Here is a 16,058-nt window from a genome sequence, read left to right as displayed (position 1 = left end):
ATGAGTACAATGATTGCACTGCTGAAGGTAGAAGGTAAGCTGGTATGGAAAGGAATAGATATTCTGATATTCGGCATCTGCTTTCCGGTTATCTTAGCGGCTCTGTTTGGTTACTTGCTTAGCAAAGATGCATCGGCGGGCTCCTCCAATTTCGAACTATCCTACGCAGCGGTTATAACGATTGGTGTGCTTGCAACGGGTGTAATGGGCCTGCCCTTAACTATCGCTGATTACCGGCACCGTGGTATACTTAAACGTTTTCAAGTAACGCCGGTATCCCCGCTGCAAATTTTATTCGCCCAAGGTATAATTCAGCTTTCCTCTGCGCTCGTTTCATTTATTGGCGTAACACTCGTATATTATTTACTGTTCGGTTATCATATTGCCGGCTCCTGGCCCTTATTTCTAATCGCATATGCCTTGGTTATTGTCTCTATGTATAGTATCGGTATTCTCATCGGCAGTGTCGTACCGGATCAGAAGGCAGCGAACATGTGGAGTTCTATTGCGTACTTTACGATGCTGCTGTTCTCAGGGGCGACCATTCCATATGAAGTGATGCCGCGCCTGATTCGGTGGATGATGAATATATTCCCGCTGGCTCACGGAATTCATCTGCTCAAGCTGGCAAGCACCGGCCGGGAAGCGGGCAGGATAACCGTGCCATTACTAGTGTTAAGCATTGTTACTGTAATCAGCTTGACGGGGGCCGTGAAATTTTTCAAATGGAAGTAGGGCTGAGGGATGTACCGGACGAAAGAAATTGCTGCAAGGGTTGGGATACATCCCAATACCGTACGTATATATGAAGAATGGAGATACATCTCTGCTGTTCCCAGAGGTGAGAATGGCTACCGCATATATTCTGAGCTTCACTTATTCCAGCTGAAAGTTGCCAGGACGGCCTTCCGGTGTGAAATTGTTCAAGGGTCTATCCGGGCCAAAGCCAGAGTCATTGTTGAAGCCAGCGGCCAAGCCGATTTCGCTCAAGCACTGGAATGTGCAGTAGCCTATCTGTCCCATTTGGAGAAAGAGTATAACCGGGCATTAGAAGCGATTGAGCTGTCTAAGCAGTGGATCTATGGATCAGTCGCTGTATCTGCTCAAACGTATTCCCGCCAAGAGGCCGCGCGCCTTCTCGAGCTCTCCACGGAAACGGTCCGGAACTGGGAGCGTAATGGATTAATCACTGCCGAGAAGCAGGCCGGCGGTTTCCGGTCCTATTCGGATCATACAATCAGGCGGCTGAAAATAATCCGCACCTTAAGGACGGCACATTATTCAATAAGTGCCATACTCCGGTTAATACATCAGGCAGAGGGCAGGAGCGGTCCTGAGCTCAATATCAGACAAGTACTCGATACACCCGAAGAGCATGAAGATATGATTTCAGTGGCTGACCGGTTAGTTCATTCCTTGGAACAAGCTATGGATTCTGCTAAGGAGCTAATATTGTTACTGCGAGCCGGGCTGGATACCGGAATTCAATGACTGCAGCCCATGCAGTGATAAAGATTCATATGCCGGGAGAGGAGGTAGCGCAATGAATCCTAATTGGTGGCTGGCACTAATTATTATGGTTGTCATAAACGGTATTCTGGTGTGGACGTTATTTGTGGAGCATGAGCAGACCAGCCGTAAAGCCAAGAAGTGGTTTTTTATTGTCGGCAACGGCTTGGGGCTGGTTTTGGCGGTTTCGCAATTTTTCTGGATGGACTTTTAGCTGCTGGCGGCGAAAAGCATAAAGTAAGGCCCGGCCATGCGGCCGGGCCTTACGTCTATCTATCTTATTTCGCATGCTCATCCGGCTGGTGTATTCCAAAAATATTACCTTCGGTGTCCATATAATAGCCTTGCCAGGCCATTCCGGGGAGTGCATACTTCGGCAGTGCCGGCTTGCCGCCGCTTTGCAGAATTAAAGCTTCAGTAGCGTCGTAATTCTCCACGCCCATAGTACAGGCATACCCGTTAACAGCTTGTCCAGGCTCTGGAGCAGCACCCTGGCGTTTAACCAACGCGCCGTTAATCCCGAGCTGGCTTGAATCCCCTGTAGTAGCCCCGAAATAAGGCATTCCGGCATAGTCGGTCCAATCCTCAAACTTCCACCCGAATACTTCACTATAAAATTTCTTAGCACGTTCCATGTCATCTGCGTGAATCTCAAAATGAACTAACCGGCCCATAATTTCCTCCTATGGTATGACTTCCAGTCTCCTCCTTATTATACTTTCCATTTTGAAGGATTATATAAAATTTAATGAGTATCATTATGCTGCAAAACAATCATTAACTCATAATACCGCATAACAAGACCGGATATGAGTAAATGATTGTTTAAGAATACCCCTCTGTCTGATATGCTCGGCGTGTCCGGGGGAGCTCGAAAATTCAGGTGAACGTCCGGATAAGTAGTGCATGAGGAAGGATCAGGAGGTGAGAGGAGAGCGTAAGAGCTTTATGCAAACGGTTACAGATTTAACTGCAACAAACTAAATTCGGGAGGCAAATTTAAAAAATGAAAAAAACAGTTGCAAAGGTAACCAGTATTGTTTTGTTGTTCTCGCTTGTCCTGGCTCTAATAGCCGGCGGCTGGGGGGCTCCGGTTGTACATGCTGCAGGTCTTACAATCACCGGCAGCGGGGGCTGGAATGAGGCAGCCTATGTGGAATGGTCCCCGGTCAGTAATGCAACAGGCTATAACGTATATGTTAAAACAGCAAATGCAGCCGATACCCAATACGAGCAGATTAACAACGAACTGATCCGCAAGTATGCTTCTTATTGGAGAGCTGATGCCGTAGGGCTGGCAGCCGGAAGCTATGTTATGAAGGTGGAAGCCGTATTATCCGGAGGAGGAACGGCAAGTGCTGTCTCAGGTACGCTGGCTGTAACGGCTTATGACCGGTCGGGGTTTGCTTTTTCCGCTAATTCACCATTCGGTACGGGCTCAGGCGCTTATAATGATAACGGAACGCTCAAGAGCGGTGCACAGGTGCTATATATCACCTCTCAGACTGCCCAAACGGTAACCCTCCCTGTAAAAATCAACAGCTCGGGGACACTGCAAACGGGAGTTGGTCTTGGCGGGATTCTGACACTGCGGCAAAAAGGTTATGACACTACACCACTGGCCATCCGGATAATCGGAAAGGTTACAGCGTCAGACCTCAGCGGACAGCTGAACAGCAGCGGATACCTTGAAGTCAAAGGCAAAAATAATTATACCGAAATGAATATTACCATCGAGGGGATCGGCAAGGATGCGTATGCCTACGGCTGGGGGATGCTGCTCAGATATACCGGCAATGTGGAAGTGCGGAATCTGGGCGTGATGTTATTCCCTGACGACGGTATTTCAATGGATACTGGCAATGCGAATGTCTGGGTGCATAATAATGATATTTTCTACGGCTCTGCGGGAAGTGATGCGGACCAGGCCAAAGGCGACGGCTCTACTGACCTCAAGAAAGGCTCAACGTATATCACCATCTCTTATAATCACTATTGGGATTCCGGAAAAGCGGCCCTGGTCGGGCTGAGTGAGTCGGCGGAATTTTTCGTGACCTTCCACCATAACTGGTTCGATCATTCGGATTCCCGTCATCCGCGCATCCGTGTAGCTTCTGTTCATGTCTATAATAACTTCTACGACGGAGTTTCAAAATATGGGGTCGGCGTCACCACCGGCGCTTCAGCTTTTGTAGAATCCAATGTATTCAGAAATACTAAAGATCCGATGCTGAGCTCCCTGCAGGGGACCGATGCTCTAGGAGAGGGAACGTTCTCAGGCGAGAACGGAGGTGTGATTAAAGCCTACAACAATAGCATTTCGGGTGCGGCAAGTCTGATCTATGCCAACTCCGGCAGCGGAACAGCTCCGGCTAATGCAGCTTCATTCGATGCCTACCTTGCTTCGTCGAGAAATGAATCCGTTCCGGGATCATACAAGGCTCTAGTTGGCGGAACGGCGTATAACAACTTTGATACTACTGTAGATACTGGGGTGAGCGCCTCAGCTATAGATAGTGTAAGTACGGTTGAGGGGATCGTTAAGGCAAAATCCGGCCGCCTGACCGGCGGAGATTTCACCTGGACATTCAATAATTCGGTGGACGATGCCTCGTACGCGCTGAACGCAGCGCTGATGTCCGCAATCCGCAGCTACACTTCGGGGTTAGTATCTGTAGGGGGCAATTCCAGCCCGGCAGGCCCGACGCCTACTCCGGCGCCAACGGCCTCACCGTCTGCAACACCTGTGGCGACGGCCACGCCCGGACCAACAGCTACAGTAACTCCAACAGCGACTCCAGTGCCGACAGCCACTCCGGTCACTGGGGCCACGGTTCATAATTTCACAACAAGCGGAACGGCCAGCAGCTTCTTTACTATTTCAGGGAATCTCTCCACCAGCAAAGGAACGGTGGCCTATGACGGCTTGACCTTAACCCAATGCCTCAAAATCGAGAGTGCGACCAGCATCCAGTTTACCGCAGCCAAAGCTTCAACTCTAACGCTAGTGTTCAACTCCGAAGGGACCAAAATCAAGGTGGATGGCACCAGCTATCCGATAACGAACGGCATTGCTACGGTCTCTCTTGCAGCAGGTGCACATACGATCACTAAGGATAGTACGGCTAATTTGTATTATATGGAGTTGAAATAAGTGAGCTCGAAACACGCTTGGATCAGTTAGATTAAAAGACACCTTTAGGGGTGTCTCAGATTGTCGAGAAACCCAGGTCATTTAAAGACCCTGGGTTTCTTTTGTATTTCAAAGTCGAGCAGCCAATGGGAAGACGAGGGGGTTATCCCCGTTTTTCCCGGCGATCCAGGTGGATCGCCATCTTCTTCATGTTCTGCACGGCTGCCGTCATCAGTGCTTGTTCCCTGACATTTGGCAGTCCGCGCAACCGGCAATAGCGAAACCCATGGAGCTCTTTAGCATCCGCGAAGCTTCGCTCAATCGTTTCTTTTCGTTTGCGGTACAACTGCTTTCCCGACTTGCTGAGCCGGTTGTCTCGGACCCAATCCTTACTGTCCTCCCAGACATGCCGAGTTACCACTTTGCGGTGGTTTTTGGACTGCGTACACTGGTTTAAAAACGGGCAACTTTTGCATTGCTCTGGATCAGATGCATACTGCTGGTATCCTTTGCGGTCCGTTGTGCGGTACTTCAGTTCTTGACCAGCCGGACAGACATACATCTCTTGCTCTGCGTTAAACGAAAACTTCCATTTTGGGAATAGTCCTTGCTTGGAATGGAATCTCCGGTGAGCAATAACGGCAAAAATCTTTCGGCTTTGCAGACCGCGGCAAATCGGTGTTGTTAAATATCCTGAATCTAGAGCAATGGCTTCCACTTGAAATCCAAAACGTTCTTGCTGCCGGTCTAGACGCGACAAATACGGCACGGAATCATGGACATTTCCGGGCGTAACATGGACATCCGTAATGAGATTGTATTTCATATCTACAGTCCGGTGGTCCAGATAAAAAAAGCCTTCCGGTTTACCATCGCGGATCATGTACCCGCTATCAGGATCGGTCTTGCTCACTTTAATTTCTTTTTCTTCGTTCACTTCCTCTCTAGGTTTTAGGGCTTTTTTCCATGGTTTTCCCGGTCTGCCTCTACCGCAGCATTGAGTTCATCTACATAATCCTTAGTATTTTGCAGCACCTGTTGTTTGGTGTATTGGTGTTTATTTGCATTGGCCTTGACGTGGGTGGAGTCCGAGACAAGAACTCGTCCGCCCACCATCCGGTGCGAAATCGCCTGAAGAACAATTTCGTCGAAAATATCCTGAAAAATGTTTGTGTCTTTAAATCGGGTACGCCGGTTCCAACTCAAGGTGGAGTGGTCTGGAACCTTGTCGGTTAATCCGAGTCCAAGAAACCAGCGGTAAGCTAAATTCGTTTGAACTTCACGTTCTAGCTGACGTTCGGAACGAACGCCGTAGAAATACCCTATGAAAAGCATTTTAAATAACACGACAGGATCAATCGCAGGGCGTCCGTTATCCGAGCAGTACAAGGGTCTAACCTTCTCATCGATAAACGAAAAATCAATATATTTATCTACCTTGCGAAGCAAGTGGTCTTGAGGAACCAAATCTTCAATAGAAACAAATTCATAAGCTTGTTGTTTTTCTCGATTGGAGCGAAGCATACTGACACCATCCGTTCTATAAATAGTTACCTATATTATACAACATTAACGCGGTGTCGTATGAAATCAAAGTCACATAAAGAAGGCTGTCGAGACTTTCTCGACAGCCTGAGACACCTTTAGGGGTGTCTTTTGCTCTGGCAAAGATTCAATCCTTTTGATGATCAACCAAATTATGATCTCCCGTATATCCCTGATATTTAAAGCTTCAGCTATTTTTTCTACTACTCTCTTCCCCATTGGGAATCCTCACTTATTCTGAATGTTGTTCTTGGCTATACGCATAAGCGTACCGTGTAATAATTCTGTAATAGGTACTTATATGCGTACCTAATTTCGATTAATTTCATGCTGATAAATACCTTGAAGAATGCGGTGTAAGAGATCGCACGAATGTGATTTCTCAGGGTTTTCCCGCTTGCCAATGTTATCTGAAGGATAGGTAGTGGGGGGGGGGGGTAATACTTGGAGAAGGAAGAGGTACAGAGAACTAAGAAATGATCTGGGATGCACGGATATTCGGTTTATACATAGTATGGAGCTTTTTCCGTTTCACAGCAGGAATTTTGATATTCGGATTAAAAAGCACCTAAACGAAATTATTAAGTTACCCTTTATGCAGCTGATGCTTAATGCAGTTCACGAGCTTTGTACGGATTATTTCATAAAAGTTAATGAGAAGGGCAAAGTTGTATTCAAAAAGCCTAATGGTAAAAGTGAGTATGCTGCTAAACCGGAGTGTTCATTTAATTCAACACATATAAGAATATACAATAAACCTGCCCCTGTTGCTACGGCAAGTCCGCGATCTATCCGCTTTGCAGAGCAGTAATAAGGTGCTTTTCATAAAATCCTGCACAAAATACAATTTTTCTCCCATGGAATCGGCCCAAACCCGAGATTGTTGTACAGAATGCAGGATTTCACCTCGTATAAGTTATTTTTCAGGGAGATTGTTGTATTTAATACAACAATCTCCTCAACACCTGCTAATCTATGGACTTAAGTTGCAAAACATACAACATTTACATTTACACAGCTTATTGTTCAGCACGCGCCCACTCCTCAACTCTCCCCATACCGCTCCAGCGCCATCTCAGCCGTTTGCCGCATACGCCGCTTCAGCTGTCCGCCCTCCACGATCTTCACCCGCAGGCCGAGGAAGCGGATTCTGGATAACAGGAACTCGCTGTCATCTCTCATGTAGGTAACCTTAATGCGGTAAATGCCGGAGGCTTCATCGAAGGTCACCGATTTATCGAAGCAGGAGAAGGCGGTCAGAATCCGGGACAGCTCCCGGTTATAGACGGGCATCACTTGAATCCAGGCGTGTTCCTTCAGCCCTTCCAGCAGGCGTGAGATTCGCGCTTTGACATCTTGAACCCGGTGGTCCGGCAGGTTGCCTTCCTCAATAGAGATAATGTTCCTGAGCTTGGTCGACATGAGTGAGCGCTGCCGGAGGCAGTACCACTGCAGATACCACTCCCGCTTATACATGTTGTACTCCAGCTTATGCGGGAAGCCGTTCTGGTCTGCCTTCTCTCCGCCGTGCTTGATCTGATGCGTGATGAGGATGGCCTGATCCTGCATTATCATCCGCCGTAGGGTGCGCAGGTGCGGGTGGTAGACCTGCCGCTCCCGGTTCGCCGCCTTCTCGATAATAATATCCTGTATCTCTGTGGCTGCTTCCGCCTCCAGCAGAGAGTTCAGTGTACCTAAGGTACCGGGTGTAAAAGCTTCGCCTGCAGCCGGATGCAGCAGCATCCTCTTCAGCCAGGAACGCTCCTGAGCAGTCAGTGCCAGGGAACCGGCTTCATCGAGGCGTGAAATGATCTGGAAGTTAAAAATTTTCTCAAAGGGATTCATAGTAGGCGTGCAGCTCCTTCCATTCGGCAATGAATTGCTGGCGGAGGTGACGCGGGGCTAATACCTCGCAGCTTGAACCGAAGCTCCGCAGCCAAGGTTTAATTTCCGTAATTCCGTTCACTGTAATCTCGTACAGGAATGAGGTATCCGACTCCTCAGTAATCACGCCCCACTGTCCCTGTGCCTCTACCCGCTCGCGGATGAAGTTAACACCTGCCCGGTTAGGGTTATAGAATCTGGCGACCACCTTGACTGCAGGCGTGGTGTCGATGACCCAGCTGTTCTGAAGCTGATCTTTCAGCTTGCTGAGCTTGAGGTCATATTCTTCTTCTCCTACGACGGGGCCTTCTTCAATCTGCGTGAGGCCTTCCATCCGGAATTTCATAATGCCGATCCGCGAATCATGACCGATTAAATACCAGCGTCCATACTGATGATCGTAGACGACACGCAGCGGAAGCACGGTCTTGCTGACACCCGCCGATTCCCGCTCAAAGAGGGGGTTAGTGTTTTTGGAGGTGTAATTCTGGCCTTTTTTGGGGGAAAGGTAAAGGAATTGGATCTTCCTCCGCTGCTGAATCGCCCCGAATATCGTATAGAGATGGGCTTCATCCAGGATACGTGAATGATAATTATATTTGTACCGGTGGGTCTCGGTAGTTTCCGGGCGGTAGCCCCGCTTGCGCAGAACCTTCTTCAGGGTGTCACGCAGCAGATACCCCTGTACAGACGGAGTCTGCGTGTTGGCGATAACATCCACATAGTCGTACAGATCGAGCAGCTCATCATCCGGTAACTGGTCAATCAGGTCATTGGCAGCTCTGTAGCGGTAAGGCCGTCCCTCGTTGACCCGGAGAATTACGCCTACCTCCTCCAGATATTTCAGATCACCCCGCACGGTTTTCTCATCGGGCAGCGGGCTGTCCGGCGGCATTTGCTCACTGCAGATGTCCTGCAGGGCCTTAGCTGTAAGCTCTTCAGTCTGGAGTGCAGTTAATAATATAGTAAGCCGGATACTCTCGGTCTCCTTGAGCGACTTCGCCCGGAACAGGAACAAGAGCAGCGGGTCTGCGGTTTCATAATAGTCGTAACGGAGCCACTCGGATAATTCGCTTCCCTGCTCTGCAGGCAATTCCTGCTGCAAGGCAGCAACCATGCCCTTCAGATTGCGCAGCGTCTTGTCATAAGTATGGACAGAAATACCGAGGCGCTCGGCAAATTGTTGTCGGCTGTACGCCCCGCCGGCCAGAGCCAGCGTGCGCAGAAACTGGATTTCTTTATCAAAGCTTTCACGGGCCATGTAATTCCCTCCAACCAGTAAGCGTAGAATTGTAATCTTACTCTCCTTCTATTAAGCACCAGAGCTACAGAAAATGGAAGGTTTTTTAGCCGCCGCCATACTTTTGCCCTGTTCGTGAATGGGAATATGAGGGAAGATGGGTATACCAAGCAAGCTTAACGCTAATGAAGCTGCCAGAGCTGGAGGAATGACAATGAACCCTATAAATAAGCTCATCCGCGAGCAACTTGAGCAGATTGAACAGGAAGAGCAAGTAACGATCCTGTATGCCTGTGAATCAGGCAGCCGGGCGTGGGGGTTCCCCTCGCAGGACAGCGATTATGATGTAAGATTCATCTATTTGCACAAGCCGGAATGGTATTTGTCCATCTACGATAAACGCGATGTCATAGAGCGGCCTATTAGCAATATGCTGGACATTAACGGCTGGGATTTACGCAAGGCGCTGCGTCTTTTCCGCAAGTCCAATCCGCCGCTGCTGGAATGGCTGCAGTCGCCGATCCAATATACAGAGAAATTCAGCGTGGCGGAGCAGCTCAGGGGGATCTCCCCGTATACCTTTTCGCCGAAATCCTGTATGTACCATTATCTCAATATGGCGAAAGGCAATTACCGCGATTACCTGCAGGGTGAGCAGGTCAAGATCAAGAAATACTTTTACGTGCTGCGCCCGGTGCTGGCCTGTGAATGGATTCACCGTTACGAAGCGATGCCGCCGATGGAGTTCGATGTGCTGGTAGAGCGGCTGATTCCGCAGGACCAAGAGCTGTGGCAGGTAGTGCAGCAATTGTTGGCACGGAAGAAATCCGGTGAGGAGCTGGACTATGAGCCTCGCCTGAATGTCATCAACGAATATTTGGAAAAGCAAATCGAAGCGCTGGAGGCCGCAGCGGTCGCAGCCCTAAGTCTTCAAGAAGACTCAAGAGACCAGCAGCTGGATGCTGTGTTCCGGGAAGCCCTGCAGGAAGTATGGGGAATGCGGTTCTAGAGTAAACCTGACAGGAGGAAGAACAAAATGGCTATTGTACAACTGAAATCGACCAATCCGAACTTCAGCTTTTTAATCAAAAAAAACCCGCAGAGCGGCATGCAGCTGCGCCCGGTCCGTCAGGGAATGGCTTACGGCTGGTACTCGGACGATGCGGCGTATAATATTTTTTTCAAGGATGCAGAGAATGAAATCTCCTACAAGCAGAGCAGCAGCGAGAGCTTCGAGTATCTCAATGTATCCCGGTATAACACGCCGCTGTTTCCGCTGAATGCGGTCAATGAGTTCTTCTCTACCCCTTTCAAGGCACAGGATGAGCGGGATATCGAGGGATATGAGCATACCTTCTATATCAACATGGTTCAGGTGGAACGGCTGCATTATATGGAGTTTTTCAATAAACATCTGAAGGAGTATACCTTCTCCCTGCAGCACCAGGCGCATAAGAGCTACTCCCTGACCATTACCACGCAGAAAAGCTTGTATCACCTCCTGCATATGGCGGGCGTGCTGTCCCTGTTCTTATCTATATTCGGTGATGAATATATCGATATCTCGGATAAGGTGCTGGATAAATATATCCGCAGCCTGAACGTCATCGATGCCCCGTTCTATATCCGGAGTCTGTTTGCCCGTAATTTCCTGACCTCCAGAGACCGGTTCAAGCGGTATAAAGCAGCTATTGAACAGACGGAGCAGTACTCGATCGGGCTGAAGTATGGCGGGACGGCGATGCAGCGGCGTACCTTCATTTCAAGCAGGCTGCCGTTCAACAAAGCGATTCTGGATATTGGCTGCGGGGAGGGTTTCTATGCCATACCGTTTGCCGCCAAGATTGAAAGTGCCTATTATGCCATCGATATCGCCGAGGAATCGCTTGAAGCTGTCAACCGGAAAGCCAAGGCGAAGGAGATCGATAATATTGTCACCTACGGCTTACTGGATCATTTCCTGGAGTCGTATAACGGCGAGCAGGTCGATGTGATTCTAACGGAGGTTGTGGAGCATATGAGCGAGGCTGAAGCGGCTGAACTTGTGCGGCAAATCATTGGCCAGGTGAATTTTGAGCAGCTGATTGTGACGACACCGAATGCCGATTTCAACCGCTATTACGAGCTGGAGGAGTTCCGGCATGAGGATCACAAGTGGGAAATGGGCCATGAGGCATTCCGTGAGTGGTTTGCGGATACGGTTCAAGGCCTAGCGGTTGAGGTAGAGTATTCGCTGATCGGTGACCGGGTTGACGAGATCCGGACGACGCAGAGTGCGATTGTGCGCAGAAAGGAGGAATAGAATATGGATATTCAAACCCGTGTACACACGATATTCATGCTGGTGGGAGCCACGGAATGCGGGAAGTCGACTTTTGCCAAGGAGATTCTGATTCCTCAGCTGAAGCTGGAAGAACACTTAAGCGGACTGCGTATGAACGTACAGTACCTGTCCTCGGACCGTATCCGGCAGGAGATCTTGGGCCATGACTACGATAAATATGATCAGGTGATGCTGGAGGCGAGCTCGCATACCTTCCAGCTCCTGTTCGAGCGGCTGAAGCTGGTGACCTCCTTCCCGGTCAATGCGGAGTTTGTAATTGTGGATACGATTGGGCTGGCAGAGGATTACCGCAGTAAGGTCCGTGCGATTGCCCAGGAGAATAACTACAACCTCGAGGTGATCCTGTTTGATTACCGCAAACGTGAGGATTATTATGCCTCGGAGCGCTCGAAGAAGGTAATCTCGAATCACTTGAACCGGCTGCGAAAAGAAGTTCTGCCCGTCCTGTCCCGCGAAGGCTACAGCAAAATTCATAAAGTGCGCGCGAAAGACTTCCTGCTCGGAGATGATGCTCTGCCTAACCCTGACTACCGGGTAATCATCCAGGATTGGGATGCTTATGCAGCAACGGTACTTCCGCAGAATCAGGAATACATTGTAGTTGGGGATGTCCACGAGTGTGCAGGAGAGCTTCAGGGATTGTTGCGCAGCTACGGCTACAAAATTGAAGATGGCCGGTTAAGTGCCGCCGACAAGCTCAGTAACACCAAGATCATTCTTGTGGGAGACTGGATTGATAAGGGCAAGCAGACCCGGGAGATCATAGAATTCCTGTATGAGAACCGTGAACATTTCCTGTTCGTACTCGGTAACCATGAGAACTTTGTATATAAGCACCTGAAGGGTGAGATTCAAGGGACGGAGCCGGAGCTGCTTAGAACATATTTCGATTCGGTCCAGGTGTTACAAGAGGACCAGGAGCTGTCCGGTAAATTTGCGCTGCTGGTGGAGCGTTCCAAGCCCTTTTACCGCTATATTGGCGTGCAGGGTCCGTCCTTCTATGTAACGCATGCGCCATGCTGCAATAAGTATATCGGGAAGCTGGATACGAACTCGCTGCGTCATCAGCGCAATTTCCGGCTGGACCGGGAATCGGCGTATGAGCAGCAGCTGGATTTCCTGAAGCAGGAGGCAGTGAGCAATCATCCCTATCATCTCTTCGGGCATATTGCCGCGAAGCAGACGTTCCAGATCAAGAATAAGCTTCATCTCGACACGGGAGCCGTGCAGGGGAATATGCTGACTTCCGTCCGCATGTCATTTAAGCCGTTCTATAAAAGCTATAAGTCGCAGATCACCGCGCTGACGGAGGAATTGCCGGTTCTGTTCCGGGAAGAGCAGATGGTATCCCTCCAGGAGCTGGATTATGAGTCCATGCGCAGACTGCAGTATTCCTCGCGGAACAAGGTCAACTTCATCTCCGGGACGATGTCGCCTGCGGACAAAGATGTGCCTGCAGGAGAGCTGGAGTCGCTGCGTAAGGGCCTGGATTATTTTGCCGAGCGCCGTGTGTCAGAAGTCGTGCTGCAGCCCAAATATATGGGTTCGCGCTGCAGTATATATCTCTACCGGGAGCTTGAGCAGTGCTATGCAGTCAGCCGTAACGGCTACAAGGTCAAAGCTGTAGATCTGACGCCTGTCTATGAAGCTCTGCTGCATAAATTCGGAACGTATATGGCGGAGCAGGGTATTGCTGTGCTTCTGCTGGACGGGGAGCTGCTGCCCTGGAAGGCGCTTGGCGACGGGCTGATTGAACGCCAGTTCCGCCCGATCGGCAAGGCGCTGGAGACCGAGCTGGATTTCCTGAGACAACACGGGTTTGAAGAGTCGCTGGGCAAGCTCTTTCAGGATTTTGCGGAGAGCGGGTTTGAGCAGGACCAGCATCACCTGACCAAAGAAGCGCTTAACAAAAACTACGGGGCGCATGTATATCAGACCTATAAGCATGTGCGGGAGATTCGGGACTCATATGTAGACCTTGATCAGCGTGATGAGGCTTACCATATATACAAGCAGCAGCTGGAGCTGTATGCGGGTGATGGGGAGCTTGCGTATAAACCTTTTGCCATATTGAAGGAAGTGCTGGAGAACGGCGGGGAGCGGATCCCTGAGGGCATTACCTCGGAGCAATACCGTTTCCTGAATGACGACGAGATTCTGGTGCTCGACTTGAATGAACCGGATGCCTACATCAGGGCAGAAGCGTATTTTGCCGCAATAACGGTGGAAAAAGGTATGGAAGGGATTGTGATCAAACCGGAGCAGGAGCAGCAAGGTGTGGTTCCGTACCTGAAGGTCCGCAATCCCGGCTACCTGTCGATCATCTACGGGTATGACTACAAGTTCCCGCATAAATATGCCAAGCTGCTGAAGCAGAAGAATATTGCTCCCAAGCTGCGCACGTCCTTGGCTGAGCACCGGCTGGGCCGGCAGATGCTGGAGATCAGGCTGGATGAGATTTCGGCTGAGAACGAGGCTTATAAGCAGATCGCCGCGAACCTGCTATTTGAGGTGACGAAGGAGAAGGAGATAGATCCGCGGTTGTAATAATAATGTGTATGCAAAAAGAGCGGTACAACTTAAAAATGCAGCGCGTCCTCCACAACAGGTCGTGCTGCATTTTTCGTGTGATTTATGATTATAGCTGCGGAAGAGGCTCCTTAAAAACATTCCTTACCTCACCAAATGTATCCTGATCCGATGAGGCGGCTGCCCAGATGATTTTTTGGTCTGTGAGCAGGACAATGAATTCGCTTTTGGCATCAGCGCCTTTTTCTCCATGGATGAGCACGGCTTCAACTTGCATACCGCCTTCATCGGAATAATGAGCGGATTCTATAACCTGCGGGTGGTTAAGTTTCTGATCGTCGGGAACTTCTAAAGATTGTATGACTTGAAATAACATCTGGGCATCGGGGTAGACATGTTCAGTAATAAAGGCGGTTTTCGCTTCATCATCCGTCCCGTTCACAAAAGTATGCACATATTCAAGCGCCACGGCTTCGGTTCCCGACATTTTTTTAGGTGCAGGCGTAGGTTTAGGGGCCTTCGTGGGTGCTGGTGTAGATTCAAGTGCAGGTGCTTCAGCTGGAGTTGCTGATCCTGGTGCTTCTGTTGAATCAGCGGTCTGATCCGCTGCAGGTTCTGCCGTGTTTTTATCCGGGCTGCATCCTGTAAGTGCTATAAGAGTAATGATGATACTGATAACAAATTTTTTCTTCATTTTGTATTTCCCCCTGGTAGTGTAATTATTTCCATTTGTATGTACGTGAGTGAACGGGCGGAGTTTCAGGATTGGAGAAGTGTAACAAACCGGCGGATTCATGCAACAAAACGCATAATAGTGTTCACGGCTCTTTTTTGATAATAAGATGAGACCTGAGAGGAGGAAATACAGCTTGGAAGTTATATTTGAAGCAAACGCAGGAATGAACCGGGGAACCGCGAAGGTCGTTACGCACCCGGCAGAGCAGGCAAACTGGGGAGATATTGAAGCGGGTATTCAGACGGCAGAGCAGCGGATTGTGGTGATTAACGCCAGGAATAACCGGGAGCTTCCGGTTGTGGCCAGCACCATTGCGGTGATAGAACCGGAAGGCCGGATGTGCAGCGTCCGTCTGATTAGCGGGGAGATGTATCTGCTTCATACGCGGCTGAAGTTCGCCCTGGACGTTCTGGACTCCCCCCAGTTTATGAAGATCAATAACCAGACTATTATCAACACCAGGCACATTAAAGAGTTCTCGGCTACAGATCAGGCACGAATCCAAGTAATGCTGACGAACGGTGATGCTTATTTTGTCAGCCGCCACTATATCAAGAATTTTAGGAGGAATTATCATGGCTAATCAGCTCAAACAATCATTCTTTCAGGTATTCACTTTAACCTCACTATGGGTGACGCTGCTGTTAACGGTATTTTTCCGGGAGCAATCGGTGGATATGCTGTACTTGTGGCGGCTTGCCGGGATTGCAGTGATTGCTGCGGGGATGTTCGGGGTTATGTATAATGCCTTGTGGAACCATTTCACGCTGAGACCGCTCTGGAATATTCTCATTTCTTCAATCCTCAGCCTGTCAGGCGGAATGGGGATGGTATGGCTCTTCTCTGTAGAGATGTTCGATCAGATTAAGTCCTGGCTGCCGGGGATGCTGCTGTTATCGGTTGTGCTGCATACGATCGCTTTCTATTTCTATGCCAGAGTGAATAGCAGGAGGCAGGCGGAGGAGCTGAATAAGATATTGAAGTAGGCTGATAAGGACTGTAATTCCGTTATTTGAGCCGATCGGCCTGATTATCCGAATAAGTGGGCTCAGAAGCCGTTAATCGACTCGTTTTACCTCATTTCAGGATTAAATCAAGTGAATAAGGGATTATCAGTCCGTTTCAGCTCAAGTAAGAG

Annotated in this window: 15 protein-coding genes; 10 read left to right on the top strand and 5 right to left on the bottom strand. The window is 49.4% G+C overall.

Annotation, left to right across the window (positions count from 1 at the left end):
- Genes LOS79_RS23875 through LOS79_RS23865 form a run of 3 tightly spaced genes read left to right on the top strand, consistent with a single transcriptional unit; the run spans position 1 to position 1,723 of the window.
- Positions 1-735 carry an ABC transporter permease gene (locus tag LOS79_RS23875; RefSeq protein ID WP_315412871.1) on the top strand — a complete coding sequence of 245 codons (735 nt, stop codon included), beginning with the start codon at positions 1-3 and terminating at the stop codon, positions 733-735.
- Between the two features lie 9 nt (positions 736-744).
- Entirely contained in the window at positions 745-1,491 is a 747-nt protein-coding gene (locus LOS79_RS23870) for a MerR family transcriptional regulator (RefSeq protein ID WP_315412870.1), read from the top strand.
- A gap of 52 nt (positions 1,492-1,543) precedes the next feature.
- The gene (locus LOS79_RS23865) at positions 1,544-1,723 is read left to right on the top strand and encodes a hypothetical protein (RefSeq protein ID WP_315412869.1); all 180 of its coding nucleotides are present in this window, start codon (positions 1,544-1,546) and stop codon (positions 1,721-1,723) included.
- Positions 1,724-1,787: 64 nt separating this feature from the next.
- Here the strand turns inward: LOS79_RS23865 and LOS79_RS23860 are convergent, their stop codons facing one another.
- Positions 1,788-2,183, bottom strand: a complete 396-nt coding sequence (locus LOS79_RS23860) for a VOC family protein (RefSeq protein WP_315412867.1) — start codon at positions 2,181-2,183, stop codon at positions 1,788-1,790.
- Positions 2,184-2,515: 332 nt separating this feature from the next.
- Between LOS79_RS23860 and LOS79_RS23855 the strand changes: the two genes are divergently transcribed.
- Entirely contained in the window at positions 2,516-4,663 is a 2,148-nt protein-coding gene (locus LOS79_RS23855) for a pectate lyase family protein (protein ID WP_315412866.1), read from the top strand.
- Between the two features lie 142 nt (positions 4,664-4,805).
- On the opposite strand, the gene LOS79_RS23850 is transcribed toward LOS79_RS23855, so the two are convergent.
- A protein-coding gene (locus LOS79_RS23850) for an IS1182 family transposase (protein WP_315412864.1) occupies positions 4,806-6,166 on the bottom strand; the annotation gives its coding sequence in 2 pieces (ribosomal slippage) (positions 4,806-5,596 and positions 5,596-6,166; 1,362 coding nt in all).
- A 616-nt stretch (positions 6,167-6,782) separates the two neighbouring features.
- On the opposite strand from LOS79_RS23850, the gene LOS79_RS23845 reads away from it, so the two are divergent.
- Positions 6,783-6,998, top strand: coding sequence for a hypothetical protein (locus LOS79_RS23845; protein ID WP_315412862.1), 216 nt, complete (start codon positions 6,783-6,785; stop codon positions 6,996-6,998).
- Positions 6,999-7,231: 233 nt separating this feature from the next.
- Here the strand turns inward: LOS79_RS23845 and LOS79_RS23840 are convergent, their stop codons facing one another.
- Both LOS79_RS23840 and LOS79_RS23835 read right to left on the bottom strand, forming a co-directional pair.
- A complete protein-coding gene (locus LOS79_RS23840) occupies positions 7,232-8,032 on the bottom strand; it encodes a WYL domain-containing protein (RefSeq protein ID WP_315412860.1) in 801 nt (266 codons plus the stop codon).
- The gene (locus LOS79_RS23835) at positions 8,019-9,332 is read right to left on the bottom strand and encodes a helix-turn-helix transcriptional regulator (RefSeq protein WP_315412859.1); all 1,314 of its coding nucleotides are present in this window, start codon (positions 9,330-9,332) and stop codon (positions 8,019-8,021) included. Before LOS79_RS23835 ends, LOS79_RS23840 begins: the two co-directional genes overlap by 14 nt.
- 193 nt (positions 9,333-9,525) lie before the next feature.
- On the opposite strand from LOS79_RS23835, the gene LOS79_RS23830 reads away from it, so the two are divergent.
- The 3 genes from LOS79_RS23830 to LOS79_RS23820 are packed head-to-tail and all read left to right on the top strand — an operon-like array spanning position 9,526 to position 14,202.
- The gene (locus LOS79_RS23830; RefSeq protein WP_315412857.1) at positions 9,526-10,320 is read left to right on the top strand and encodes a nucleotidyltransferase domain-containing protein; all 795 of its coding nucleotides are present in this window, start codon (positions 9,526-9,528) and stop codon (positions 10,318-10,320) included.
- Between the two features lie 27 nt (positions 10,321-10,347).
- Positions 10,348-11,613, top strand: a complete 1,266-nt coding sequence (locus LOS79_RS23825) for a class I SAM-dependent methyltransferase (RefSeq protein ID WP_315412855.1) — start codon at positions 10,348-10,350, stop codon at positions 11,611-11,613.
- Positions 11,614-11,616: 3 nt separating this feature from the next.
- Entirely contained in the window at positions 11,617-14,202 is a 2,586-nt protein-coding gene (locus LOS79_RS23820; RefSeq protein ID WP_315412854.1) for a metallophosphoesterase, read from the top strand.
- A 91-nt stretch (positions 14,203-14,293) separates the two neighbouring features.
- Here the strand turns inward: LOS79_RS23820 and LOS79_RS23815 are convergent, their stop codons facing one another.
- On the bottom strand, positions 14,294-14,878 hold the full coding sequence (locus tag LOS79_RS23815) for a hypothetical protein (RefSeq protein WP_315412853.1): 585 nt from the start codon (positions 14,876-14,878) through the stop codon (positions 14,294-14,296).
- A gap of 175 nt (positions 14,879-15,053) precedes the next feature.
- Between LOS79_RS23815 and LOS79_RS23810 the strand changes: the two genes are divergently transcribed.
- Both LOS79_RS23810 and LOS79_RS23805 read left to right on the top strand, forming a co-directional pair.
- Entirely contained in the window at positions 15,054-15,503 is a 450-nt protein-coding gene (locus LOS79_RS23810) for a LytTR family DNA-binding domain-containing protein (protein ID WP_315412851.1), read from the top strand.
- Positions 15,496-15,906, top strand: a complete 411-nt coding sequence (locus LOS79_RS23805; RefSeq protein WP_315412850.1) for a hypothetical protein — start codon at positions 15,496-15,498, stop codon at positions 15,904-15,906. The genes LOS79_RS23810 and LOS79_RS23805 overlap by 8 nt, the downstream gene beginning before the upstream one ends.
- The last annotated feature ends 152 nt before the right edge of the window (positions 15,907-16,058 follow it).

The organism is Paenibacillus sp. MMS20-IR301, assembly GCF_032302195.1.
Taxonomy (GTDB): domain Bacteria; phylum Bacillota; class Bacilli; order Paenibacillales; family Paenibacillaceae; genus Paenibacillus_AQ.
Note: the sequence above shows the minus strand (reverse complement) of the source record. Positions and strands in the feature narration are given on the sequence as shown.